23 protein-coding genes and 1 tRNA gene are annotated in these 25,133 nt (G+C 63.4%); 12 read left to right on the forward strand and 12 right to left on the reverse strand.

Features of this window, described 5'->3' with window-relative positions; all coding sequences use genetic code 11:
• The first annotated feature begins 131 nt into the window (after positions 1–131).
• The 4 genes from ACUXVA_RS21090 to ACUXVA_RS21105 all read left to right on the forward strand — a co-directional run bounded on the left by ACUXVA_RS21090 (position 132) and on the right by ACUXVA_RS21105 (position 5,068).
• On the forward strand, positions 132–1,919 hold the full coding sequence (locus ACUXVA_RS21090; protein ID WP_265078586.1) for a NirA family protein: 1,788 nt from the start codon (positions 132–134) through the stop codon (positions 1,917–1,919).
• Complete coding sequence (locus ACUXVA_RS21095) at positions 1,916–3,517, forward strand: sulfite reductase subunit alpha (RefSeq protein ID WP_445487926.1); 1,602 nt, start codon at positions 1,916–1,918, stop codon at positions 3,515–3,517. The genes ACUXVA_RS21090 and ACUXVA_RS21095 overlap by 4 nt, the downstream gene beginning before the upstream one ends.
• A gap of 199 nt (positions 3,518–3,716) precedes the next feature.
• Positions 3,717–3,869 (forward strand): hypothetical protein, encoded by a 153-nt coding sequence (locus ACUXVA_RS21100; protein ID WP_265078584.1) that lies wholly within the window; start codon positions 3,717–3,719, stop codon positions 3,867–3,869.
• A gap of 158 nt (positions 3,870–4,027) precedes the next feature.
• A complete protein-coding gene (locus ACUXVA_RS21105) occupies positions 4,028–5,068 on the forward strand; it encodes an aliphatic amidase (RefSeq protein WP_265078583.1) in 1,041 nt (346 codons plus the stop codon).
• Between the two features lie 152 nt (positions 5,069–5,220).
• Here ACUXVA_RS21105 and ACUXVA_RS21110 read toward each other — a convergent pair whose 3' ends face one another.
• The 3 genes from ACUXVA_RS21110 to pxpB are packed head-to-tail and all read right to left on the reverse strand — an operon-like array spanning position 5,221 to position 7,802.
• Positions 5,221–5,985 carry a LamB/YcsF family protein gene (locus ACUXVA_RS21110; RefSeq protein WP_445487929.1) on the reverse strand — a complete coding sequence of 255 codons (765 nt, stop codon included), beginning with the start codon at positions 5,983–5,985 and terminating at the stop codon, positions 5,221–5,223.
• A 33-nt stretch (positions 5,986–6,018) separates the two neighbouring features.
• Positions 6,019–7,074 (reverse strand): 5-oxoprolinase subunit C family protein, encoded by a 1,056-nt coding sequence (locus ACUXVA_RS21115; protein WP_265078581.1) that lies wholly within the window; start codon positions 7,072–7,074, stop codon positions 6,019–6,021.
• Positions 7,071–7,802 carry a 5-oxoprolinase subunit PxpB gene (gene pxpB / locus ACUXVA_RS21120; protein ID WP_445487931.1) on the reverse strand — a complete coding sequence of 244 codons (732 nt, stop codon included), beginning with the start codon at positions 7,800–7,802 and terminating at the stop codon, positions 7,071–7,073. The genes ACUXVA_RS21115 and pxpB overlap by 4 nt, the downstream gene beginning before the upstream one ends.
• Positions 7,803–8,040: 238 nt before the next feature.
• On the opposite strand from pxpB, the gene ACUXVA_RS21125 reads away from it, so the two are divergent.
• Together ACUXVA_RS21125 and ACUXVA_RS21130 are read left to right on the forward strand one after the other, a co-directional pair.
• Positions 8,041–8,739, forward strand: a complete 699-nt coding sequence (locus ACUXVA_RS21125) for a ribonuclease activity regulator RraA (protein ID WP_265078579.1) — start codon at positions 8,041–8,043, stop codon at positions 8,737–8,739.
• A gap of 141 nt (positions 8,740–8,880) precedes the next feature.
• Positions 8,881–9,288, forward strand: a complete 408-nt coding sequence (locus ACUXVA_RS21130; RefSeq protein ID WP_265078578.1) for a (R)-mandelonitrile lyase — start codon at positions 8,881–8,883, stop codon at positions 9,286–9,288.
• Positions 9,289–9,345: 57 nt separating this feature from the next.
• On the opposite strand, the gene ACUXVA_RS21135 is transcribed toward ACUXVA_RS21130, so the two are convergent.
• The 5 genes from ACUXVA_RS21135 to ACUXVA_RS21155 form a co-directional block, all read right to left on the reverse strand.
• The gene (locus ACUXVA_RS21135; RefSeq protein WP_445487934.1) at positions 9,346–10,008 is read right to left on the reverse strand and encodes a DUF2147 domain-containing protein; all 663 of its coding nucleotides are present in this window, start codon (positions 10,006–10,008) and stop codon (positions 9,346–9,348) included.
• A gap of 202 nt (positions 10,009–10,210) precedes the next feature.
• Positions 10,211–10,990, reverse strand: a complete 780-nt coding sequence (locus ACUXVA_RS21140; protein WP_413776364.1) for a transporter substrate-binding domain-containing protein — start codon at positions 10,988–10,990, stop codon at positions 10,211–10,213.
• 126 nt (positions 10,991–11,116) lie between these two features.
• A complete protein-coding gene (locus ACUXVA_RS21145; RefSeq protein ID WP_265078576.1) occupies positions 11,117–11,578 on the reverse strand; it encodes a hypothetical protein in 462 nt (153 codons plus the stop codon).
• 88 nt (positions 11,579–11,666) lie between these two features.
• On the reverse strand, positions 11,667–13,091 hold the full coding sequence (locus ACUXVA_RS21150; RefSeq protein ID WP_265078575.1) for an amidase: 1,425 nt from the start codon (positions 13,089–13,091) through the stop codon (positions 11,667–11,669).
• 134 nt (positions 13,092–13,225) lie between these two features.
• Positions 13,226–14,215 (reverse strand): hydroxyacid dehydrogenase, encoded by a 990-nt coding sequence (locus ACUXVA_RS21155; RefSeq protein WP_265078574.1) that lies wholly within the window; start codon positions 14,213–14,215, stop codon positions 13,226–13,228.
• 200 nt (positions 14,216–14,415) lie between these two features.
• Between ACUXVA_RS21155 and ACUXVA_RS21160 the strand changes: the two genes are divergently transcribed.
• From ACUXVA_RS21160 to ACUXVA_RS21170, 3 genes are all read left to right on the forward strand, one after another.
• Complete coding sequence (locus tag ACUXVA_RS21160) at positions 14,416–15,117, forward strand: Spy/CpxP family protein refolding chaperone (RefSeq protein ID WP_445487937.1); 702 nt, start codon at positions 14,416–14,418, stop codon at positions 15,115–15,117.
• Between the two features lie 94 nt (positions 15,118–15,211).
• Positions 15,212–15,430 carry a hypothetical protein gene (locus ACUXVA_RS21165; RefSeq protein WP_445487939.1) on the forward strand — a complete coding sequence of 73 codons (219 nt, stop codon included), beginning with the start codon at positions 15,212–15,214 and terminating at the stop codon, positions 15,428–15,430.
• Positions 15,431–15,515: 85 nt separating this feature from the next.
• A complete protein-coding gene (locus tag ACUXVA_RS21170) occupies positions 15,516–15,770 on the forward strand; it encodes a hypothetical protein (RefSeq protein ID WP_445487941.1) in 255 nt (84 codons plus the stop codon).
• 22 nt (positions 15,771–15,792) lie between these two features.
• On the opposite strand, the gene ACUXVA_RS21175 is transcribed toward ACUXVA_RS21170, so the two are convergent.
• Positions 15,793–15,981 carry a hypothetical protein gene (locus ACUXVA_RS21175; protein WP_265078570.1) on the reverse strand — a complete coding sequence of 63 codons (189 nt, stop codon included), beginning with the start codon at positions 15,979–15,981 and terminating at the stop codon, positions 15,793–15,795.
• Between the two features lie 191 nt (positions 15,982–16,172).
• Between ACUXVA_RS21175 and ACUXVA_RS21180 the strand changes: the two genes are divergently transcribed.
• On the forward strand, positions 16,173–16,403 hold the full coding sequence (locus ACUXVA_RS21180; protein ID WP_265078569.1) for a hypothetical protein: 231 nt from the start codon (positions 16,173–16,175) through the stop codon (positions 16,401–16,403).
• A gap of 80 nt (positions 16,404–16,483) precedes the next feature.
• Here ACUXVA_RS21180 and ACUXVA_RS21185 read toward each other — a convergent pair whose 3' ends face one another.
• Both ACUXVA_RS21185 and ACUXVA_RS21190 read right to left on the reverse strand, forming a co-directional pair.
• On the reverse strand, positions 16,484–17,293 hold the full coding sequence (locus ACUXVA_RS21185) for an outer membrane protein (protein WP_265078568.1): 810 nt from the start codon (positions 17,291–17,293) through the stop codon (positions 16,484–16,486).
• Between the two features lie 184 nt (positions 17,294–17,477).
• Positions 17,478–17,732: a hypothetical protein gene (locus ACUXVA_RS21190; RefSeq protein ID WP_445487944.1), complete on the reverse strand. Its 255-nt coding sequence runs from the start codon at positions 17,730–17,732 to the stop codon at positions 17,478–17,480.
• A gap of 232 nt (positions 17,733–17,964) precedes the next feature.
• Between ACUXVA_RS21190 and ACUXVA_RS21195 the strand changes: the two genes are divergently transcribed.
• Positions 17,965–18,054: transfer RNA gene (locus ACUXVA_RS21195), tRNA-Ser, on the forward strand.
• Between the two features lie 402 nt (positions 18,055–18,456).
• Entirely contained in the window at positions 18,457–23,682 is a 5,226-nt protein-coding gene (locus ACUXVA_RS21200; protein ID WP_445487946.1) for a DUF4011 domain-containing protein, read from the forward strand.
• Positions 23,683–23,720: 38 nt separating this feature from the next.
• Here ACUXVA_RS21200 and ACUXVA_RS21205 read toward each other — a convergent pair whose 3' ends face one another.
• On the reverse strand, positions 23,721–25,100 hold the full coding sequence (locus ACUXVA_RS21205; protein WP_445493325.1) for an AAA family ATPase: 1,380 nt from the start codon (positions 25,098–25,100) through the stop codon (positions 23,721–23,723).
• Positions 25,101–25,133 lie beyond the last annotated feature (33 nt).

Raw genomic sequence — 25,133 nt, forward strand, 5'->3', positions numbered from 1 at the left:
TTTCCGCAGCAACGAGGCTGATCGGACCGCTCCAGACATCAGACGCGCTATGTGCCCTGAGTTCTGTGCGGTTAGTCGTTCCGTTTCCCCGTTGGCGCCACGCGAGTGGCTGCAGGAGCTTCGTCGCAATCATGAAAATCGAGACCGTCTCCGTCGATTTCACCGACGACCAGAAGCGCTACCTGGAAGGCTTTACCACCGGGCTGCAGATCAGCCGCGTCGGCAAGGGCTTTGGCGGCGGCGCATCCCCTAAGGCGACTGCCGAACCGACCGGGCCGGAAGCGGCGCATATCAGGGCGCAGGATCGCACGCTGGCGGCCGGCAAGAAGCTGGTCGATCAGGAAAAGTGGAAGCGCGAATATCACCCGTTCGATGCCTATCACAGGCTGAAGGAGCAGGCGCAGAGCGATGCGCGGCCGTCACCGGCCGACAACTTTCGCTGGCGCTATTACGGCCTGTTCTATGTGGGACCGACGCAGGATTCCTATATGTGCCGGCTGCGCATTCCCAACGGCATCCTGACCCACTGGCAGTTCGCGGGCATGGCCGACCTGCAGGACCGGCTGTGCGCGCCGTTCGCCAATGTCACCACCCGCGCCAACCTGCAGTTGCGCGAGATCCCGCCGAAGCATGCGGTAGCGTTGATCGAAGGCATCCAGGATCTTGGCCTGTGCTCGCGCGGCTCCGGCGCCGACAACATCCGCAACGTCACGGGCACGCCGACCGCCGGCATCGATCCGCAGGAGCTGCTGGACACAAGGCCTTATGCGCGCGAGTGGCACTATCACATCCTCAACGACCGCTCGCTGATCGGCCTGCCGCGAAAATTCAACGTGGCCTTCGATGGCGCCGGCAAGATCGCGGTGCTCGAAGACACCAACGACATCGCGTTCCAGGCCGTCGAGGTGAAGGATGGTTTCGGCGTCGAGTCGGGCATCTGGTTCAAGCTGGGGATCGGCGGCATCACCGGCCACAAGGATTTTGCCAAAGACACCGGCATCATCGTCAAGCCGGCCGATGCGACAAAAGTGTCGGACGCCATCGTGCGTGTGTTCACCGATCTCGGCGACCGCACCAACCGGCTCAAGGCGCGGCTGAAATACGTCATCGACGGCATGGGCATGGACAAGTTTCTGCTGCTGGTGGAGGAGAAGCTCGGCCACGCCTTCACCCGCGTGCCGGCCGAGGCACTGGCACCGCGCCCGGCCTTCGACCGCAACGCGCATCTCGGCGTGCACCAGCAGAAGCAGGCGGGGCTGAACTGGATCGGCGTGGCGCTGCCGCTGGGCAAAGTGACCTCGTACCAGATGCGCGGCCTGGCTAAGATCGCGCGGGATCTCGGCGACGGCGATATCCGCCTCACGGTCTGGCAGAACCTGCTGATCCCAGGCGTGCCCGACGACAAGGTGGCGCTGGCCACCGCCGCCATCGAAGCCATCGGCCTTTCCATCGCCACCACCGAAATCCGCGCTGGGCTGATCGCCTGCACCGGCCGCGCCGGCTGCAAGTTCGGCAATGCCGATACCAAGGCCACCGCGGCCACATTGGCCGACTGGTGCGATCCGCGCGTCACCTTGGATACGCCGATCAACATCCATCTCACCGGCTGCCACCATTCCTGCGCGCAGCATTACATCAGCGACGTCGGCATGATCGGCGCGCGCGTCGCGGTGGGCGACGGCGATGATACGGTCGACGGTTTTCATATCTTCACCGGCGGCAGCTTCGGGCCCGGTGCGGATGTCGGGCAGGAGGTCTATCGCGACATCAAGTCGGACGACGCGCCGCTCGTGGTGGAAAAACTGCTCAAGGCCTACATGGCGAACCGCGCCTCGCCCGATGAAACCTTTCTCACTTTCGCGCGCCGCCACGACGGCGAGACGCTGCGCAAACTCGCCGACGCACAGGTGTCCGCATGAACCAGATGACGCCGCCTCCCAAAGTCGAGATCATTCCCGCGTCTGCGCCGTTCTCGGAAGCGCAGCGTTCGTGGCTGAACGGCTTCTTCGCCGGCCTGCTGTCGGATGCGCCCACGCCGCTGTCGGCGGAGCAGGGCGCTGCCGTGATGGCGGAAGAGGACGACGGCGCGCCGTGGCACGACCAGACCATGCCGATCGCCGACCGCATGAAGCTCGCCGAGGGCAAGCCGATCAGGCGCAAGATGATGGCGGCGATGGCGCAGCAGGACTGCGGCCAGTGCGGCTACAACTGCAACGACTACGCAGATGCGCTGGCCGGCAAGGCCGAGGCGCGGCTCAACCTCTGTGTGCCCGGCGGCAAGGAAACCGCGCGGATGCTGAAGACGCTGCACGAGGAGCTGGAGAAGGCGCCGGCGGCAGGTGGTGCACCAGCCGCCAAAGCGGTGGACGAGCCGGCGGCGCCTGCCGCGCCCGATCCCGCGACGCTCGGCCGCTCCCGCGACAATCCGGCGCCTGCGACCTTCCTTGGCCGCCGCCTGCTCAACGGCAAGGGCTCGGAGAAGGAAACCTGGCATATCGATTTCGACCTGTCGGGCTGCGGGCTCGACTATGTGGTCGGCGACAGCTTCGGCATCTTCGCGTCCAATGATCTCGGTCATGTCGACCAGATCATCGCGCTGCTCGGCGCGTCGCACACCACCGAGGTGCGCGGCAAGACGCTGCGCGAGGTGCTGCAGAACGAGGTGTCGCTGGCGCCGGCGCCGGACAGCCTGTTCGAGCTGATCTCCTATCTCACCGGTGGCACGACGCGCGCCAAGGCACGCGCGCTGGCGCAGGGCGAAGACCCCGACGGCGATGCCGCGACGCTCGACGTGATGGCGGCGCTGCAGAAATTCTCCAATGTGCGGCCGCATCCGGAAGCCTTCGTCGAGGCGCTGGAGCCGCTGCAGCCGCGATTGTATTCGATCTCGTCGTCGCACAATGCCACGCCTGGCAAGTTGTCGCTGACGGTGGACGTCGTCCGCTATGTGGTGGGCAAGCGCAAGCGGCACGGGCTGGCTTCCAGCTTTCTCGCCGATCGCATCCAGCCCGGCGACCAGCTCAAGGTCTACGTGCAGAAGGCGCACGGTTTTGCGTTGCCGGAGAACCCGGAAACGCCGATCATCATGGTCGGACCTGGCACCGGCGTCGCGCCGTTCCGCGCCTTCCTGCACGACCGCAAGGCGACCAGGGCGCCGGGCAAGAACTGGCTGTTCTTCGGCCACCAGCGCAGCGCCTCGGACTTCTTCTATGCCGATGAGCTCAACGCCATGAAGAGCGAGGGTTTTCTCACCCGGCTGTCGCTGGCGTGGTCGCGCGATGCCGGCGAAAAATTCTACGTGCAGGATCGCATGCGCGAGGTCGGCCGCGACCTCTGGACCTGGCTCGCCGAGGGCGCCCACGTCTATATCTGCGGCGACGCCAAGCGCATGGCCAAGGATGTCGAACGCGCCATGGTCGACATCGTCGCCCAGCACGGCGCGCGCTCCACCGACGAGGCGGTGCTGTTCGTCGCCAACCTCAAGAAGAGCGGGCGCTTCCAGCAGGACGTGTACTGAGACTGCCGGGGGCGACGATCAGGAATACCGTCAGTCCATAAAACTTGAGCGAATAAAATTCTCGCGATGAATCGATCCGGAGATGTTTCGTCTCTGCAGCGTGGTTTTGCGGAGTCCGTATCGTTATTTTCGAGGCGCGCTTGCTTCAGGGGCAAATCAGCATTTTGTTATGCGTGAGATGCCCGATTGGAGAACCACGATGCGTGAACTGTCTGCGGAAGCCCGCTTGCATGGACGTGCCCGCATGGCATCGCGCGGCTCGGCCGTCCATATCCAGACCTTCGCGCTGTACAGCTCGCTGGCGCTGATCGCCGCCATCGTGCTGGGGACACTGTCGGTCCATCCGTTCTGATCGTCCCGCGTAGGAGCCTTCCTGCATCCGCGAATCCACGTATGGCTGCGCGACCGTAGCTGGCTGACTGTAGCGCCCGTTCGACGCGGCGCGATGTCGGTGGCCTGGTCCTCCTTGCATGACGCCGACAGACGTCGGTTCTGGCAGGGAGTTCAGCGATGCACCACGGCGATATTTCATCCAGCAAGGACACCGTCGGCGTCGCCGTCGTGAACTACAAGATGCCGCGGCTGCATACCAAGGCCGAGGTGCTGGCCAACGCGCAGAAGATCGCCGACATGATCGTCGGCATGAAGTCCGGACTGCCCGGCATGGATCTGGTGATCTTTCCGGAATATTCCACGCAAGGGATCATGTACGACTCCGCGGAGATGTACGAGACGGCGTCACAGGTTCCGGGCGAGGAGACTGACATTTTTGCCGCAGCGTGCCGCAAGGCCAAGGTGTGGGGCGTGTTCTCGCTGACCGGCGAGCGCCATGAGCAGCATCCGCACAAGGCGCCGTACAACACGCTCATTCTGATGAACGATCAGGGCGAGATCGTGCAGAAGTATCGCAAGATCATGCCGTGGGTGCCGATCGAGGGCTGGTATCCCGGCAACTGCACCTACGTCTCGGAAGGCCCGAAGGGCCTCAAGGTCTCGCTGATCATCTGCGATGACGGCAACTATCCGGAGATCTGGCGCGACTGCGCCATGAAGGGCGCCGAACTGATCGTGCGCTGCCAGGGCTACATGTATCCGGCCAAGGACCAGCAGGTCCTGATGGCCAAGGCGATGGCCTGGGCCAACAACGTCTATGTCGCAGTTGCCAATGCGTCGGGCTTCGACGGCGTCTATTCTTATTTCGGTCATTCGGCAATCATCGGCTTCGACGGGCGCACCCTCGGCGAATGCGGCGAAGAGGATTACGGCATCCAGTACGCCGCGCTGTCGAAATCATTGATCCGCGACGCCCGCCGCAACGGCCAGTCGGAAAACCATCTCTTCAAGCTGCTGCACCGCGGCTACACCGGCACCATCAATTCCGGCGAAAGCAACAAGGGCGTCAGCGGCTGCCCGTTCGATTTCTACTCGACCTGGGTCTCTGATCCCGAAAAGGCGCGCGAGAACGTCGAGGCGTTCACGCGCACCACGGTGGGTGTGGAAGAATGCCCGATCGAGGGTCTGCCGCATGAGGGGATGTTGAACGACAGGTGATGTAGGCCTGAGCAAGGCCACAACCTCCGACCTCATCCTGAGGAGCGGCGTCTTCGCCGCGTCTCGAAGGATGCCACGCGCGTCATGGTTCGAGACGCGCGCCGAGGAGACGCGCTCCTCACCATGAGGGCGGTGCTTGCCGTGGTGGAGGTTTATCCCGCCTTGAACGGCTTCACATCGATCCCCGCCGCCTTCAACCCGTCGCGTACGTGGCGGCCGAGCTCCACGGCGCCCGGCGTGTCGCCGTGAATGCAGACCGTGTCCATCTTCATCTTGATGACCTTGCCGGTGATCGACGTCACCGCGCCGTCCTGCACCATGCGCACCACGCGTTCGGCGACCATGACGGGATCGTGCAGCACCGCGCCGGGCTTCTTGCGTGACACCAGGTTGCCATTGTCCTCGTAGGCGCGGTCGGCGAACACTTCGTGCGCCGGCTGCAGGCCGGCGGCTTCGCCGGCGCTGACCAGCTTGGAATTCGACAGCACCACGAACACCAGGTTGCGGTCGACGCCCTTGATGCCAGCGGCGATGGCGCGCGCCGTCATGTCGTCCTCGCAGGCGACGTTGGAGATGGCGCCGTGCGCCTTCACGTGGGTGACCTTGTAGCCTTCCATGGCGGCGATCGATTGCAGCGCGCCGATCTGGTAGGCGACCAGGTTCTCGATCTCCAGTGCCGTCAGGCCGACGATCGGCCGGCGCCCGAAGCCGTGCAGGTCGCGGTAGCCGGGATGTGCGCCGATCGAGACGTTGCGTGCTTTGGCGAGTTGCACCGTCTTGCGCATCACGTCGGCGTCGCCTGCGTGATAGCCGCAGGCGATGTTGACCGAACTCGCCAGATCGATCATGGCGGCGTCGTTGCCCATCTCCCAGACACCGAAACTTTCGCCCAGATCGCAGTTCAGATCGATGCTCATGGTTGTGCTTTCCGCTTCGCAGGGTTTTGAAAACTAGTCGCCGGCCTCCGCCGGCATTTGGGTCTGCCAGCTCCAGGCGTCGGTGGCGCTGACGGCGACGCCGGCGACATTGGCCGAGGTCAGCGCCTCGATGTCGAGCGACTGCGTATCGGCGTCCTGGACGCGGCCGGGCAGGCTGCGCAGCAAGTCGGCGGTGGCGCGGTATTCCGCCTGCGCTTCCGCCATGCTGATGGCCTTGAAGCGGAAGCCGCGGCCGGGCTGGGTCTGGCCGAAGCGGCCAAGGTCCGTCGAGATCACCGTGGCGATCTTCGGATAGCCGCCCGAGGTGCCCCGATCCGGCATCAACATGATCGGCGCGCCGTTGCCGGGCACCTGGATGCTGCCATTGACGGTGCCGTCGGAGACGATGTTGTGGCCGTGCAGGTGCTTGATCGCCGGACCTTCGAGGCGATAGCCCATGCGGTCGCTCATGGCCGAGATTTTCCACTCGCTGTCGAGAAACGCCCGTATGGCGTCGTCGCCGAACTCGTCGTCCTGCGGGCCCATCACCACGCGAATGGGGCCATCCGCCGGTGCCGGCAGATCGATGCGCTTCTCACTGCCACTGCTGCCGACGGCCGTGGCGAGCTGCAACTCGTCGCCCGGCTGCAGCGGGCGCGGATAGGGGCTGCCGAGTCCGGCGCGGGCATTGACCGCAAGGCTGCCGAACATCGGCTCGCCCTGCACGCCGCCGACGATGGCGAGGTAGCCGAACACGCCGCCGCGGGCGACACCGATGTTCAGGCTCTCGCCGTCATTGAGCGTCACCGACGTATTCAGCGCGACCGGTTGTCCGGCGATGTCGGCCGGGCGCGTGGCGCCGGTGAGGGCGACGCGGACTGCGCCGCCGTGCGCGGTGACGACGGCATTGAGCGGACCGATCTCGATGGCGGCGGCAAACAGCGCATTGCCGAGCAGCGCATTGGCGGCAGCGAGCGCCACCCGGTCGACGGCGCCGGACGGCACCAGGCCGTAACGTTGCGCGCCGAACCGGCCGGCGTCCTGCACTGAGCTTCCGGGACTGATGGCGGTGATGAGGAGCTTGCTCATGAGGGCATCAGTTCGGCGACGAACTCGCCGGCGTCGGCGGCGCGCTCCTGTTCGGCGAAGGTTTTTTCGTCCACTGCCGAGAAGGTGATGGCATCGCCGGGCTCCAGCAGGAAGATCGGATCGCGATGCGGCTGATAGGTGCGGACTGCTGTACGCCCGAGCAGGTGCCAGCCGCTGGGGCCGGCGAGACACTGGATGCCGGTCTGGATGCCGCCGATCGAGACGGTGCCGGCCGGCGTCAACAGCCGGGGATTTTGTCGTCGCGACATCTGCATGTCCGGCGACAGGCCGCTGAGATAGGACCAGCCCGGCGTGAAGCCGATCATGGCGACGCGATAGTCGCCGGCGACATGGCGCGCCACCACCTCGTCCGGGGTGATGTTCAGGGTCCTGGCGACATCTTCGAGATCGATGCCGTTCTCGCCGCCATAGGCCACCGGAACGCGCCAGCGCCGCGCCGGGGCGGCCGCAGGCACCGGCAGCTGGCCCAGCACCGCCAGCTGTTCGCCGAGCATGTCGAAGGGGATCTGCAGCGGATCGTAATGCACCAGCAGCGAGCGATAGGTCGGGACGGTCTCGGTGATCCCCGCGATCGGCTCGCGCGCCAAATGGCGATCGAGCGCCAGCACGCGGCGATTGGCGTCGGCGTCGATGGTGCGGCTGAACTCGACCGTGATCGCGGCGTCGCCACTGGGCAGGATACGGGGCGGGGAAAGGGGCGCGATCATGGCCTCACAACATCGGTGTTGGACGCTGCGGCTGTAGCGCGTTTCACCGCGGAACGGAATTCGCTTTCTTGCAAATAGCCGTGCGACTTCAATAAATTAATGCACATCAGTGCGATAAGCTGGGGTGATCGATTGCCATGCGTGGCGCGCCTTGCGATGCGCGCTGACGCCCCTTGACGCGGCGGCCTTGCCCCGCAAGATGCGCCGCCAATCAAACCTCACCGGAAGAAGCCGCGCCATGTCCCTGACCCCCGAAGCCATCGCCATTCTGTCGAAAGTCTCAACGGCGACCATCACCACGGTCCTGCTGAAGAAGGGGCTGCGGAACGTCTGGCTGCGCGGCGCCCGGCCGCTGCGTCCCGGCGCACCGCGCCTGGTCGGCCCGGCCTTCACGCTGCGCTTCGTGCCGGCGCGCGAGGATCTCGCCACGCCCGAGTCGTGGTCGTCGCCGATCTCGACCCGCACCGCCATCGAAGCCATGCCGGATGGCTGCATCGCGGTGGTGGACGCCATGGGCGTCGTCGATGCCGGCATCTTCGGCGACATCCTCTGCGCGCGCATGAAGAAGCGCGGCGTGACTGCATTGGTCACCGATGGCGCCGTCCGCGATCTCGAAGGCGTGCTCGGTACCGACCTGCCGGTGTGGTGTGCCGGCTATGCCGCGCCGCCGTCGGTCGCCGGCCTCACCTTCGTCGGCTGGGGCGAACCGATCGGCTGCGGCGGCGTTGCCATTTTCCCGGATGACGTCATCGTCGCCGACCAGGACGGCGCGGTGGTCATCCCCAAGGCCTTCCTCGACCTGATCCTCGCCGAAGGCGCGGAGCAGGAGCGCATGGAGGCGTGGATCGTCGACGAGGTCAACAACGGCGCCGTGCTGCCGGGCCTGTATCCGATGAACGCCGAGACCAAGGCGCGCTACGCCGCGTCGAAGAAGTAACGACTGTTGTTATCAACCCTCATCCTGAGGAGCGGCGGCTTCGCCGCGTCTCGAAGGATGGGGGAATGTTCATCCCTCATGGTTCGAGACTCGCGCCAAGAGCGCGCTCCTCACCATGAGGGTTGCTCAGGAGGTCATGCCATGAAGATCATCGCCGCCGGTTCGCGTCCTACGGCACGCGCGCCGCAGGACTATTTCACCGGCACTGTCTGGCAGGACCCGATCGTCGCGGCGGAAGCGCCGGCGCGGCTGGTGGCGACCCGCGTCGGCTTCGAGCCCGGCGCCCGCACCGCCTGGCACAGCCATCCGCTTGGCCAGACCCTGTATGTGATCTCCGGCGTTGGCCGGGTGCAGACGCTGGGCGAGCCCGTCAGGGAAATCAGGCCCGGCGACACCGTGTGGATTCCGCCTGGCGAGAAGCACTGGCACGGCGCCTCGCCGAGCAACGGCATGGTCCATATCGCCATGCAGGAATCCCTCGACGGCAGCTTTGCCACCTGGATGGAGCAGGTGTCCGACGCGGACTACAATGCAGCGGTGGGCGGCTGACAAACGTCTGTTGTCGTTCGGGGCAGGCGCAACGTCCGCAGTGGGGCGAAGTGACGCTCAGTTCACCCGGCTCCAGGTCTGGCCGCCGCAGAACATCCCGCCGAAGGCGCAGCCCTGTACGCGCAGGCTGTCCGGGCTCTTCAGCGCGGTGGTGGAATCATATGTGCTGCCGCTGTTGGGATCGAAGATCCGGCCGCTCCATTTGATATCGCTCACAGGCTTCATGTTGATCAGCACCTGATCGGCATTGGCGTCGGTCTGTGTGTTCACAGAATAGCCGCACAGGTTGGTGCCGCAAGGCTCGATGCGAACCTTGCCTTCCTTCTCCTCGGTGAGCCAGACCCCGAGCGGGGAACTCGGCGGACGCGGAGCCACGGGCTGCTGTTTCTGCAGCGACGCCACAACCGCGGGGTTGGTCACCGCGGGCGTCGCCGGCTTGGCCACCGGCATTTCGGCGCGCGCCGCGGCCACCGAAGCCGGCACCGCGCTCAGTTTGGTGACCTTGTCGGCGGACTTGGCCGCGTTCGCGGCGTGCGGTTTCACCTGAACCGCGGCCGGTGCGGCGGCGCTGTGTTTGGCGGGTGATGGCGTACGCGCCGGAATCGCCGTCGCAGGGCAGGGTGTATTACGGCAATCGGTGCTATTGGCTATCGAGACATCGGTCGCCTGGGCGGCGGTGCCGGCCAATAGCAGTGTGGCGAGGGTCACAAGCCGTTTCATGATGACCTCCTGAGCGGTTTGCTATCAGTCTGGTTTCATACGCGGCGCGCAGCGTCGGTGATCTGCCGCAGGCGCGTTGGCGACGGCCGCGATGCGCGACCGGTCAATGCCGAAGCCACGCCAAGGCGTGCCGACGCCGCACAAGGTGCCCGCGGATGGCGACATTTTCTTGGCGAAATGCGACCGCCGATGTGATGAAAATCTAGTCGAACCAGCGGCTGTAGATGGACTTGTAGCTGCCGTCCTCGATGACGATGTGCAGCCACTGATCGACGAACGCCTTCAGCGGTACATCGCGCTGCAGCCAGTAGGCCTTTTCGGCGAAGTCGAACGGCTTGCCGGGATGTACCGCGCACAGCACGCCGCGATGCAGTTTCTGCTGGTACAAAGTCTCCGATGAATCGGTCATCATCAGGTCGGCGCGGCCGTTGGCGATCTCATCGAAGATGGTCACATTGTCGTTGTGCATCCTGATCTCGGCGTTCTTCACATGGGCCCGCGCAAAGCGCTCGTTGGTGCCGCCGGGATTGACGATCACGCGGACGCCGGGCCGATCGATCTCGGCGAGCGTCTCGAACTTGCCATTGTCGGCGCAGCGGGCGATCGGCGTCTTGCCCTCGCGCATGATCGGGGTCGAGAACAGTCCCTTCTTCTGGCGATCGAGGGTGATGGATACGCCGCCCATGGCCATGTCGAATTGATCGGCCTCGAAATCCGCCATCAGTTTCGGCCAGCTGGTCTTGACGTATTCGGCCTTGACGCCGAGAGCCTTCGCCAGGGCTTCCGCCATGTCGACGTCGAAGCCGCGAAAGGTCGATGTGTCGCCCTGGTACGAACTGAACGGCATGTAATCGCCGGTCAGGCCGACGCGAATGGTCCCGCGCTTGACGATGTCGTCGAGCCGCGACGGCGTCTGAGCGAGCAACGGCGCGGTCATGAACATCAGCGCGGCGCACAGGCCGGCTGCGAGGCGTCCCCTCATATTGTGTCCCCCATTGTCCCACATCACCGCGATTGGATGCGCAGGTTGACGGCCATTCTACAGGGATGCCGGCGCGTTTCAACGCGGGGAAGCGATCGACACACCGTTGTCCGACGGTGGGATGCGTCAGCTCTCGCCGGCTTCGTAGCCGTCGTGGTCGGCGTCGTGCGGGCGGAGTGTCATCTGGCTTTTCAGCGCGTCAAAGCGCTGCTGCGCCTCGCGGGCTCGCGCGTCGATGAAACCGATCACCTCGTCCTTCGGCATCGGCCCGCTGCTCAGCGGCCGTGAATTCGAACCGATGGTCTCGTCGACGAAGTAGCGGCCTTCGTCGTCGCGCCGCGCTGCCCAGCGAAACCGGATCGCCTCGAGCGGACCAGGGCCGAGTTTCACGTAGTGATCGACGTCGATGGCCTCCGGTTCGGGGGCAATGCTCGGAGCCGGCTCCTCCACCGGTTCGGCAGCGTGGGCCGGTTCGTCAGCCGCCGGCGGGGCAGCGGACTCCGTCCTGGGGCTCAGGTTCTCGGCGGGATGATCGAGAATGCTCGCAATCGCCGCGAGTGCATGATCGGTCGGATCGTTCTGGTTCAAAAACGCATCTCCCGGCAACCTGCTGAACTACAAATATGACTCCATCAACTATAGCAGGTTCCTTGTTAAGAAAGGCTTTTGGCCGAATTCAGGCGCAGATCGGCGGCCGCTTGTGCCGCCACGGACGGATCTGCTCGAGCTGCGCTGCAACGCAAAACAGCGTCGCCTCGTCGCCAAAATGACCGGTGAACATCATGCCGAGAGGCAGTCCACTAGCGCTCCAGGCCAGCGGCACCGACATCGACGGCTGGCCGGTCATGTTGGCCATGCTGGTGCCCGGCATATAGCGCCGCAGCAACGGCGCGATGCCGCCGAGATTGTCCGACATCGTGTCGATCTCGCCAAGCCGCACCGGCGGCAGGCACAGCGTCGGCGACAGGAATACATCGCAGCCCGCGAAGAAGGCGGTCACGGCGCGTGAGATCAGGAAAGCATTTTGCTGCGCGGCGACATAGTCGACCGCGCTGGCTTTTCGCGCATTGTGGGCGCTGCCCAGGGTCAGTTTCTCGAAATCATCCGCGGTCACGGCACGGCCCAGTTTCTGCTCGGCGAGCCGCACCGTCAGGGCGGTGTTGGCGGCGACGATCGCCGCGATCACCTGCGCCGGATCGGCCGGCAACACCGGCGCGCGCTCCTCGATGTGGTGGCCAAGTCCTTCCAGCAGGGTGGCGACGTCGCGTACCGCGGCGGCAATCTCGGGATCGATGGCGTCGCCATAGGGCGACTTGTCGGTGAAGGAGATGCGCAACCGGCCGGGCTCGCGGCTGATCTCGTCGAGGAACGGACGCTGCGGCACCGGCGCGTGATAGGGGCTGGTCGGCTCCGGGCCGTGCACGGCGTCGAGCATCGCCGCGCTGTCGCGCACGCTGATGCTGACCACATGGCTGCAGGAAAAGCCGCCCCAGCCTTCGCCGCGATCGGGGCCGACAGGATTGCGGGCGCGGGTCGGCTTCAGGCCGAACACGCCGCAGGCCGCAGCCGGAATCCGGATCGAGCCGCCGCCGTCGCTGGCATGGGCCACCGGCAGGATCCGCGCGGCTACGGCGGCTGCGGCGCCGCCGGATGAGCCGCCGGAGGAGTGTGCGAGATTCCAGGGATTGCGGGTCGGGCCATGCAGGCGGCATTCGGTGGTCGGCATCAGCCCGAATTCCGGGCTCGCGCTCTTGCCGAAGATGGTCAGGCCGGCCTTGAGGAAACGCCCGGCGAGGGTGCCGGTGTGGTCGGCGACGTTGTCCCTGAAGAGATTGGCGCCGAAGGTGGTGCGGGTGCCGTCGAGCAGGTCGAGGTCCTTGAGCAGGAACGGCACGCCGGCGAACGGCGCGTCGGGCAGGCCGTCCCTGATCTGCTGTCGTGCGTAATCGTCGTGCCGGACCACGACCGCGTTGATGGCGGGGTTGACCGCGTCGGTGCGCGCGACGGCTTCATCCAGCAGTTCGCCGGCACTGACCTGCTTGCTGCGCACCAGTTCGGCGAGACCGACGGCGTCGAACTCGGCATATTCCTTGAAAGCCATGCGGGATACTCGGAGGAGGGAGTCCGTTGCTAGCGCGGACGGGCCGCGCCAGCAATGCACAGTGAGGCGATGCAGAGTTGCGCGGCGCTCCGCAGTGTGTCGTCGCGCAACTCTCGCAGTTTCAGTGCGATCGCCTAACCCAGCACGTCCACATTGATGACGTTCTGGCGGATCGGTTCGCCGTCAAGCACGCTGAGCATGTTGCGCGCGGTCTGTTCGCCCATACGGTCGAGCGCCTCGCGGGTGACGCCGGCGACGTGCGGCGCGATGATCACGTTGGGCAGATCGAACAGCGCATGGCCGAGCGGCGGCGGCTCCTGCTCGAACACGTCGAGCCCGGCGCCGGCGAGTTTTCCCGACACCAGCGCGTCGTGCAATGCGGCTTCCACCACGATGCCGCCGCGTGCCGTGTTGATCAGATAGGCGGTGGGCTTCATCCGTGCGAGCCTGCTGGCATCGATCAGGCCGGTGGTCTCTGGCGTCTTCGGACAATGCAGGGTGACGAAGTCGGCGCGCGCCAGCGCCGCGTCGAGATCGCTCACCGCCACGCAACCGGCGGCCTCGATCTCGTCGGCCGTCTTGTAGGGATCGTAGACCAGCACGGTCATTTCCATCGCCAGGCAGCGCTTGGCCATGCGGCTGCCGATGCGGCCGAAGCCGACAATCAGCACGGTCTTGCCGAACAGGTCGAAGGGCAACGCGCCGAGTCGCGTGCTCCATTTGCCATCCTTCACCAGCGCATGCAGCTCGACCGCGCGCTTGGCCAGCGTCAGCATCATGAACAGCGCCTGTTCGGCTACCGAGGGTGAGTTGGCGGTCCCGGCCACCATCAGCGGCACCTTGTGGCGGCTCAGCGCGGGCACGTCGACGGAGTCGTAGCCGACGCCGATCCGCGCCACCACCTTCATGTCGCGCGAGGCCGCGAGCTCCGGCTCGCCGAACCGGGTGGCGCCGAGCGCCACGCCATGCACCGGCGCCTCGCTCTTCAGAAGGGCGTCGAAATCGCCTGCCGAAATCAGGTTGGAAAACTCCACGATTTCGATGTCGCCGCGCTCGTTGAACAGCGACCAGCCCTGTTGCGACATGGATTCGGTGATCAGCAGTTTCTTCTTGTTGGTGGTCATTCCCGGCCCTTTATGATGTTTTTCATTCTTGCGCACTGCAGCACGACGACCGCATGTGGCTTGTTTAGCAGGACGGCGCCGGCCGGGTCCACAACGGAACCGATGCTCCCGCGGCCCGTTGGATGGACTTGTGATCGCGCCAAACGGTATTGTGGCCTGTGGCGATTGACCTGTGAGCGCCGCGAGGGGGAGACCACGACATGATCCGATTGATGCGGCCGATGCGCATGCGCGCGGTGTTCGGCGCTGGCGCGATGTTGCTGCTCGGACACCTCGCGACCGCTCAGGCGCAGGGCCTGGTGCAGGGCGTAGAGCAGGGCGCCAAGGCCGGCAACAAGGCCGCCGGCCCCATCGGCGGCGTGCTCGGCGGCGCCATCGGCGGTGTTGTCGGCGTGGTCGGCGGCGTGCTCGGCGTGCCCGCCAACGGCAACAGGAACGTGCAGGGTCCGGCCGGCGCCAAGCAGGCCGAGACCGCCAAGGGTGCCAAGGCCAAGGGTAAGAATGCCAAGACCGCAAAAGCGGCCGAGGCGGCGCCGCCGCAGGAACTCACGGCCGATCAGATCGTCGCCGAAAGCGACGCCAACATCGCCCGTATCAAGAGCGCGCTGAACCTGACGCCGGAGCAGGAGAAGCACTGGACCGGCTTCAACAGCGCGATGCATTACCTCGGCCATAACGGCGCCGACCGGCTCAACCTGCGTATTGCCCGCGCCAAGCGCGACCCGCCGGACGACATCATCGAGCAAATGCGCAACGAGGCCCAGTTCCTCAACGATCGCGCCGTCGACCAGCGCGCCGTGGCCGACGCCGCAGAGCCGCTGTTCGCCAGTCTCGACGCCAAACAGAAGGCGCTGTTCATCGAGGAAATGGTGCGACTGAGCCGCGAACGCGCACTCGACTAGGCGCGGCGCCGGCAGGCGGTCGCGCGGTTCATCCCGTTCCAGATGGGAACCAGTTGTTCTCCGATACGTTTGATTTGAAACGGAGAGCGACATCATGACCGAGAAATTCGATCCCGCACCGCATGACAAATACGCTGTCGGTGTCAAGGAAGCGGCGCGCGCAGACCGCGCCAAGCACCAGGAGCTGAAGACTGGCCTGGAAGATTCATTCCCCGCATCGGATCCGGTCAGCGCCACCCAGCCGGCCAAGAGCAAACAGGACGGCGACGAGGACCCCTCGCTGTGGGACAAGATCACCGGCGCCTTCCGCTAGCGCGGCGGCCCTCTCGCGCTAACTCCTCGTTAACCAAGACGCCGCAGTATTGGCGAAGGCATGCGGCGAGCGATGGAGGATTCCGTTGGCGACGATGATCTTGGATACGGTTCTCGAGCGGCCGGCACGGCCGTTCACGGCGGAAGCCGCCGGTGTTTACACCATTCACGCGGTTCGTAACGATCAGGCCATCGTCACGCACAGGATCATTCCCGATGTCGCGGTGGCACAGGCGCGCACGCTGAAGGCTGCCGGCTGGCGGGTCAGCATTTCGACCGCCGCTGGCCGCCAATACGCGCCGTCCGAATTCGACCAGTTGCTCAGCTTCGATCTCATCTGAGGCTTCTCGCCAAGCGGCTGTCTTACAGCCGGTCGACGCGCATCAGGCACGCCCAGATCGCGGCGAGGATGGCTGCGACCACCAGCCATGTCGGGTTCATGCAGAAAACATCGCCATAGCGGCACACCTGTGCGGCCCATCCGGCGCTGTTGACGCTGGCGGCGGAAAATACCGCGGCGGCGATGGCGAGCAGGGCTGCGATAAGAAACATCCGGCGCACTCCAGAGACACGCCAGCGTGGTCCGCATTCTTGAAACGCCCGTAAATCCGATCGCTGAAATATCGGGGTATCGGCCTTAATCTCGTCGTTTCGCGGGCCGATGCTTCACGTCCATGGTTTGCGGTTTGTTAACTGCGAGTCGTCGAGACTTACCGAGAGTAGCAATTGCGGGAGACAGGCTGTTGGCGACGTTCGAAACCACCGATTATGCGCAGATGCGTCGCTGCCGGATGGCCCATCTGCACGGGCAGCCCGTCGATGAGATGTTCGAGCATGGCGCTTGCGCCACCGGCTTTGTCCAGACGATTCGGCCGGATCTGACTTGCTGGCCGCTGCGCTGGACGATCACCATCGCTCAAAAATCCGCTGCTCAGCAGTCTACGGAGACCCCGGCGCTGCTGCTGCAGGCCTGAACCGCGCGGCATGGTCGGCCCAGCAAAAAGCCCCGCAGTGCGGGGCTTTTATTTTGCATCGATTGCAGGGCCGACGCGGATCAGTAGCGCGCCACCGGGGCGCCGCCGAAATGGTAGTTCAGCCCGCCGCGCAAGGTATTGGCCTTGAGATCCACGCCCTGGTTGACGATCGCCCCGGTCGGGGTCTGGCCGGCCAGCACCGGGCTCGCCACGGACTGCTTGCCGAAGTCGGTGTAGAGATATTCGACCTTTGCCGACCAGTTGTCCGTGAAGGCATGTTCGACACCGGCGCCGGCGGTCCAGCCCGCCACCGTCCTGGAGAAGCTTGCAGCCTCGTTGGCGCCGGTGGTGTCGGCAAAGCTGCCGCTGTATTTCATTTCGGTCAACGCCAGTCCGCCGGTGGCGTAGAACAGCGTGCGATCGACGGCATAGCCGACCCGCGGCCGCAGTGTCATCAGCCAGTCGGCGGTGACGGCATTGTTGGTGGAGAAGGCGCCGACGCTGACCGGGAAGGGCGCGGTCGTGCTGCGCGACTGCCGCAGGCCGAGATAGCTGACGTCGGCCTCGACGCCGAACAGCCAGCGATCGACCTGGTGATTGTAGCCGACCTGGCCGCCGCCGGTGAAGCCATCGGACTTCAGGCCGGGCGAACCAGCCGCGGCGGCGGCCTGCTGGTTGGCGATCGGCGCGGTGCCGTTGACGAAGGCGCTCGACACGTCGCTGCGGCCCCACGCGCCCCCGGCATTGCCGCCCACATACCAGCCGCCCCAGTTATAGGAGGCATCGGTGACCGCGGGCGCCTTGGTCCAGCCATGCGACGGCAGATCGGCTGCGCCAGCCGAAGCGGCGCCCAATGCTGCGACGATCGCGGCGAACCAGGGAAGTTTCATCAAGAAGGCCTTTCACCGCCCTCAAGATGCTGGCGATTTCAGTTCCTTCCTAGCGAACTTCGCCGTCGAAGGCTGTGACATGAGGGCCACAGCACCGCCTTGATTCCGGCCATGGTCAACGAAATCCCGGCCGCGCCAGGCGACAAGCGTCGCCCGGGACGGCCGGGATTTGCCGGGAAGCCGATCAGAAGGCGCAGACGTTGACGAGGCGGACCCGCTCTCCGCGGCGGGTCTGCACCACCCGGCGCTGCCAGCAGTCGTCGGTCAGGCCGCCCACATAGAGCCCCGGGGCGCCATAGAAGCCGTGATGGCCGAAGCCGCCGTGCCAGCCGCCATGCCAGCCGTGGTGCCAGCCATGGGCGGAAGCCGCGGTCGGGGCGAGGGCAGCGGCACCGAGCGAGGCTGCCGCGATCAGTCCGAGGGTCATTTTGCGAAACATGGTCGTTCTCCGTAGGTTGGCGCGCTGCGCCGCTGTGGTGTCCCTGCCGATCTGTCGCGCCCCACGCGGAGCGCGTTCAAGCCGCAGCCAGGGTTTCTGGTTTCAGGCGTGTTTCGCGGGCAGGGAGACGACGTCCCGGCGGACGGAGCGGTCGCGCCCGACTCGCCCCCACCGCACCCCGGCAATCAAAGCTTCCCCGGCGGGGCCGGCTTTGCTAAGTCGAATCCCACGCGGAAGGGTGGCCGAGTGGTTTAAGGCAGCGGTCTTGAAAACCGCCGTGCGGGAAACCGTACCGTGGGTTCGAATCCCACCCCTTCCGCCACCGACGTTGGGCTCCCAGGGCCGTCTACCGCCAAAGTCCCCAAATTCCCCAATAAAAACAGTCTTTTTTGAATTGATGCCGTACGAGAGAACCGCCGATTTCGGAGATTTGAGGCTGGAGACGCCGTTTTTCTCCAAAGCTTAGTACTGCGGCGATTTAGTACGGTTTCCAAAGGCAGCCATCTAAGGTGTTTGAAGCCGCAGTCTCGCTGACGGTTCGAATCCCTGTCGGACAAGCGCCACCGACTGAGACCACGGTGTCACGGTAGAAGACGTGAAAAATGTCTGTGCAATCAACGGCAACAGCGCACTTTCTGCGTGCAACCTCATTTGGTTTCGTATTGTGTTTAGCACGTTCCCCTGCGTTTGGGGCGCGCAACCTAACGCTTAGGTAAGTCTCGAGATGTCTTTCAAGCGGCCAAAGGCGGCGGGCGCACCGGAACGCGGAAGCGGTGACGGCAGTGGCGCCATTGTCGAAATGGTGCGTGAGGGCATTCTAAAGGCCCGCGAAAAGCTGATCGATCTCAGCCTTCGAAACGGCATGTTGAATTACCGCCATTCGGAATCCTCCAGCCGCCATGTTCGTGTCGTGCATCAATTGCCGAGCGCGGTCGTAGATTGCCTTGCCTCCGAGAAGAGCATCGATCTCGTGCCGTTACCCCCGCTCGAAAGCATACCTCGCGACGAGGAAACCGACGTCTTTCGTGCGGCATTGAGGGACGCTAAGGCAGTCGACCCCGAATGGCTTGCGACGGAAGATGCCAAGCGCGCTGCGGGCAATCGGCGCCGCAGTAAAGATAAGGCGGCTGAACGCTCCCTCAGGAATCGCGTTCGCGGACTGCTCGGCATGCAAGAATGGCAGGCTGCGACAGATCCCAAAGTCCGGGCTCATGAACTCGGAATTGAACCGTCCTATGATCTGAAGGATGGAATAGCAAGCGGGGATGCATCCTCGGGGCATCTCCAGCTTCAAACTCTGTTCTTCCCCGACAGGCTCGAGCCGAAACTTTCTGCCATCCATGCGGCTACGCGGACTTTACAAGAAGACGCTGGCATTGCCGCGCTATCGTGCGCGGTGGGCTTCCTGGAATGGTACGAGACCGACGACGGACCCACGGCTGCCTTTGCACCACTTTTGTTGCTGCCGATCAACATGGAGAAGCGCGTTTCCGGAGGCGAATACGTATTCTCCATTGTGGGCCGGGACGACGATGAGACGACGAACGTCGCCCTTCGCGAGAAGCTGCGGCAGCACGGGATCGAACTGCCCGAATACGATCCGGAACAAGGCGCTGAGCACTATCTCGCTTCGGTCACCGCCGCAGTACGAAACCGCCCACGTTGGCGCGTACGACGGTGGGTTACGATAGGGATTTTTTCGTTCTCGCGGCAGGCCATGTGGACCGATCTCGACCCAGAACGTTGGCCAGCAGCGGGACGGCCGGAACAACACCTTCTGCTTCAACAGATTTACGGCGATGCACCAGTCGGAGACCTGAATACGCTCGCCCCGGTACACGACATCGATCATCCGGAGGTCGAGCTGCAAGCGCCGGTGCTCGTGACCGATGCCGACGCGTCGCAGGTAAGCGCCGTGATCGACGCGGCTGCTGGGACCAGCCTCGTGATACAAGGGCCGCCCGGCACGGGAAAGTCGCAGACCATCACCAACATCATCGCGAATGCGTTCTGGCAGGGAAAGTCGATCCTCTTCGTATCCGAGAAGATGGCGGCCCTCGGGGTGGTGAAGGATCGGCTCGACCACATGGGGCTCGGTCTTTTTTGTCTAGAGGTTCATTCCGCCAAAGCGTCGAAGGCTCAGGTTCTCAAGGCCCTGAAGGAGCGAATGGATGCGGGCCGCGTCCGCTCTAATGCCGAGGAAATTGAACGCGCAAGAACGGCGCTTCAGGAGGCGCGTCAGCGGCTGACAGACTACGCCGGCGTGATCAATTCCCCAGCGGGCGATACCGGCCTCACGACGCACGATATCCTTTGGGGCGATGCCAGCCGCGGAACGCTGCCGGCCGGTGTGCCTGTGTCGGCCCTCGATTTTCGGTTTCCGGATGCTGTCTACATCGATCGATTCAGACTGCGAGAGCTCGTCAGTGCGGGCAAGGCACTGGACGACCAGGCGGCCGCCATGGGAGCTTTCGCGGAACCTGCGCGTCAGCCGTGGCGCGGTGTCGGTAATCTTAACATCACTCGCTTTGACCGGGCGAGTGCCATCGAAGCCGTGCAGGAGTGGTCGTCCGCTCTCGCCGACTTGTTGCACGCGGTGCGGGCCATCCGTGCCGCCACGCAATGGGAAGGAATCGATACGACAGAAGCCTCAGGGCAAGCCGTCCAACTCATCCGAGCCTTGCCGCCGCCCGAACCGGAGATCGCCTGCGGGTTGCTGGCCAAGACGCTTGATCCATCATCGGCGGCTGCATTGTCGCGTTGGGCCGATTTGATAATGTCTGCGCGCCAATTCGAAGCGTCGGCCGATGCGATCTGTAAACGTGAAGCAATGCAATCCTCGCTGGGTAGCGTTCGGACGTTGCTCGAGGCGGCCGAAACCCTCGAGGTGGAAGGAGCAACGCTTGATGAACTGGTAGTGATTCATGCGAAGTCCCGCGCTCGCGCTGAGGAGCTTGCCGGGGCCGTCGGTTTGATGCGGCAAGTCTTGAGCGTCACAGACCGCGATTCGGCAGCCGGCCTCGACGTCCGAGCCGAGGCGCTCGCCGCGAGCTTCCTCCGCAACGTTCAGGCTTTTCCGCACGCCAAGGCCCATTTGCGCTCGATGCGCCTGGCCGAAGACGGCGTGCTGGAAGACGTTCGGGTCGCGCTCGGGTTTGCGACAGAGGCTTCCGACGCGGCTGCCAAGGCGGGGTTCGGCGAACCTCCGACGGCCGCCCTCGCGGCATCGCTCCCGAGCGCGCGGGAAGTGCGCGCGGCCGCCGCCGTCATCAAGAGCACCTCGTTTGTCGGGAGGCTCTTCAGCGGCGAAGGGCGGCGGGCCAAGGCTATTTGGCGACAGTGCTTTCCTGGCGAGAAGGTGTCTGGATCGAGTGCTGAACGGCTCATAGCAGTGGCAAAGTGGAAGGAAGGGCTGGAGTCGCTCGAAGGCTGTTTGACTGCCAAGGACGCCATAGCATCCCATTGGCGGGGGAGTGCCACACCCTTCGCAGACATTTTGGTCGTGGGCGAATGGATGAAGGCTGTTCAGAAAGTGACGCCTGTTGCCGTTGACGGCGCGCGAGCCTTGCGGCGGCTGTTGTTCGATGGCCCTTCGGAGGACGTCAGGAACTTGGCCGAGGCGGCCGGCAGTGCCGAGGCGATGGACCTGATCGGGATCTTCGGTGCGTGCTACGGGAAGCAAAGCACGGTCAGCGAGGAAGCTAAGCGCGAGTCCGACCGTGTCAACCGAATGGGAACGCTGCTCGATCAGGCGCATGCGAGCGGACTTAGGCCTGGCGTTGCCCTCCGAAAACTCAGCGAGGCGGCGACGAGCTTTGCCCAGGCGTTAGAGTGCCGGGCCGCGATCGCGGCGCAGCCGACCGGCGCGATCACGGTTTGCGAAACGTCAGGCGAAAACGAGCTCGCTCAGGTGCTCTCGGTTCGAGCAACGCTCGCTCGTGCGGAAAAAATCGGCGGCGCCGGGCTCCCCGCAGGCGCCGTGAAATGGCTCCTTCATCCGGACCATATCTCACGCGCCGAAATACTTTCGCGGATGGCGTCGGCGGTGGAAAGGGCCATCAAGGCAGAAGGCGCGGCCCGCGAGCGAGCGGATGCCCTGCTTCAAATCGATGCGGCCTCGTGGTCCGGTGGGCCGTTCGCCGTTGTTCCTATCGAAAGACTGCTGGAAAAAGTTCAGCGTGCGGTCCAAGCGCCTGACAGTCTCGAGAAGCAGATCACGTTGCTCGCAACCGAGGACGAGGCGCGTCGATTGGGACTCGACGACCTGATCGCCGCCTGGAGCAACGAGGGATTGCCATACCAAGGCGTATCATGGACGGTCGAAGCCGCGTTCTACCGTTCGGCCGCAGCGCATCTGATGCGCGAGCAGCCCGCCCTTGCGAGGCATACCGGAAGCACGCACGAGCAGGTTCGCAAGAGATTCCAGGAGCTCGACAAGGAAATCCTATCGTTGAACCGTCGCCTGGTGGCAGCGAAGCTGTTCGCCCGGCAGGTGCCCATGGGACAGCGCGCCCAGTCGACGCGCGACTACACCGATAATCAGATGCTCGATCACCAGACGAGTTTGCAGAAGCCACGCATCGCTCTCCGCCGGCTTTTCGGGAATGCGGGTGCCGCCATCCGCGCCTACAAGCCCTGCATCATGATGAGCCCGATGTCGGTCGCGCAGTATCTCGAACCGGGCAAGCACCGCTTTGACGTCCTGATCATCGATGAAGCCTCGCAGATGCGCCCTGAAGATGCGCTTGGGGCGCTTATCCGCTGCGCGCAGGCTGTGGTGGTCGGTGACCCCGAACAGTTACCGCCGAGCGACTTTTTCGTCGCGGCGGAAACCCGCGACGAACAGGATATCGAGGATTCTCCGGAAGAGTCCATCCTCGAACTCGGACGGCGCTGCTGGCGTCCGATGCGAATGCTGGGCGTTCACTATCGCTCGCGTCATCAATCGCTCATCGCATATTCAAACCGTGAGTTCTATGATGATCGGTTGCTCGTCTATCCGAGCCCGGTCCTTAACGATCCCGACTTCGGAGTTACCTGTCACAGGGTCGCTGATGGCGGGTACGAGGCCGGCCAAGGCCGCAATCCGTTGGAAGCCCAAGCGATCGTGGCCGAAGCCGCGGACCTCATGAGGAGGCGGATCGATAGATCGATCGGCATCGTGGCCGTCAATAAGGCGCAAAGCGAGCTGATCGAGACGTTGATGGACGAGGTGGCCGCGTCCGACCCCGAGATCCAGGCTTATCGCCAGCGTTGGGACGATACGCTTGAGTCGTTCTTCGTGAAGAACCTCGAAAACGTGCAGGGCGACGAGCGCGACATAATCTTAGTCTCCACTGTGTACGGCAGAACGGCCGAAGGCATTTTCCATCAGAATTTCGGACCCATCAATAAGGCCTACGGGCATCGCCGCCTTAACGTGCTATTTACGCGCGCAAAGCGCAGGCTGGCGCTGTTCACCTCTCTCGACCCATCGCAGATCCTTGCCGAAGGCAAACAGCGCGGTGTGCGCGTGCTCAAGGAATTCCTCGAATACGCTGCGAGCGGTACGATCCAACACGGGCGGCAAACGGGGCAGGAGCCGGACAGCGACTTCGAGCGATGGTTTCTCTCGCGTCTCAAGTCGGCGGGGTATGTCGCCCATCCACAGGTCGGCGTGGCCCAATATAGAATCGATATCGGAGTTGTCCATCCAGACCGGCCAGGGAGCTACATCATCGGTCTTGAATGCGATGGAGCGACGTATCATTCCTCGAAGTCCGCCCGCGACAGGGATCGATTGCGGCAATCCGTTCTTGAGGAATTAAATTGGAGAATCCACCGCGTGTGGTCGACCGACTGGTATCGCGACCCCGAGCGAGAATTCAAACGTCTGGTGGATAAGATCGAAAGCTTCCGAGACAGCACCCGAAGCAAAGATGCAATGCTGGAGACGACCGTAGTCAAATGACGCTCCGCTCTTGAGGTCTGAAGATTCGTAACGCAGATTTAAGTGAGAGCCGCAACCTCTTGGTAAAGTTTGCGCAGGTGCTCGTCTGACATGTCTATGATGGGCTCGTACATGAACGAGTTCAGGTGAATGTTCTCAGGGGTCATTAGAATGACTCGCTCAACTGTCGATATGGCCGCAACCTCTGCGCCGAACCGTCGCTTGTATTCACTCAGAAGTTTGGGTGTTTGAGTCGACTTGATTGTAGCCAAAAATGCTGCGTCGTTTATCTTCGTTACCATGAACTTCTCAGCGCTCAGTCGAACAGCGATCGACAGCACAACCTTGTTCTCGAAATTTGCGCCATCCGCGGCCTGCAAGCATTCGTCCGCAAGAGTATGAACTAGATCGAGCACGGAAAGACTCGGTTCTTGTGAAGTGATCGCGGTTCCAAATAAGGTATTATAGATCGCGACAAGGTCTCCCTGAGTTATGGCTGACGAATCCGCCTTCCAGTGCAACAGCGAAGTGAGTTTCAGGTAGTCGGGATCCTGGTCACCCTTGGTGAACTCAATCAGGTTCCTGATGAATGGAATCGATGCAATTCGCTTCTTGCCGTCCGATGCAAAGTTCTTCTTCCAGTCATTGACGAATACATTCTGAATGCCGGCGGCCTTCGTCAAGGTGAGTCCAGTGGACGTCTTCGAGGCCATATAGCAATATGAATATTTGACAAATCGACTGTTCACTGTGCGGAAGAAATCAAAGTTATGAGTCAATATGATTTGGTCAAACGTCGTGTCATCAGCAATATCTTTTAGATACTGGATAATAGCGTATTTGTTTTTGTAATCGAATGAATCTGCAATGTCGTCCACGACTAGCACTGTTTTCTGTGCTGCCTTCCTGCGTGCCTGGATCTCAAAAATAATATTGAGAACATAGAGAGCCTTCTTCTCTCCGGTGCTCAACACGCCCATCAACGCGGCGCGATCAATCGAGGCGGATTCGGTGCCATCCTTAAAGATGAAGCCGAGGCTAAGCACTGCTTCTTGACCAAGAATGACCGAAACCCGGTTCTTGGCCGTCAGGGTGAACGGAACAAAGAATCGAGAATTGAAGATATCGATCACTTCTTCCCACTGCGTTCGCTCGCTCGCAGCCTGTTTTTCGATCTCCCCCTTTCTCTTCTGAGCGGCTTTGTATTTTTCCAGCAAGTCTTTGTAGAGATCAAGGTGAGAATAAATGTAAGATTTCCAGACTTCTTCCTTGAAGACGTCGATGTTCGCCAAGCTAGCCAACAGTTCTTCGTGCTCTTCAATGTATGCCTGGAAGTCTCGAACCGTCGCATTCTTTAGAATTAGCTTGTCTATGTCGGCAAACTTCTTGCGAAGGTCTGCGTCGGTTGAGATGCTGTCCTTTTCCTTTTTGACTAGCAGTCTGCTGAAAAACCCTAGATTTGAGAGTTTTCT

The sequence above is a fragment of the Rhodopseudomonas sp. RCAM05734 genome (assembly GCF_052658035.1).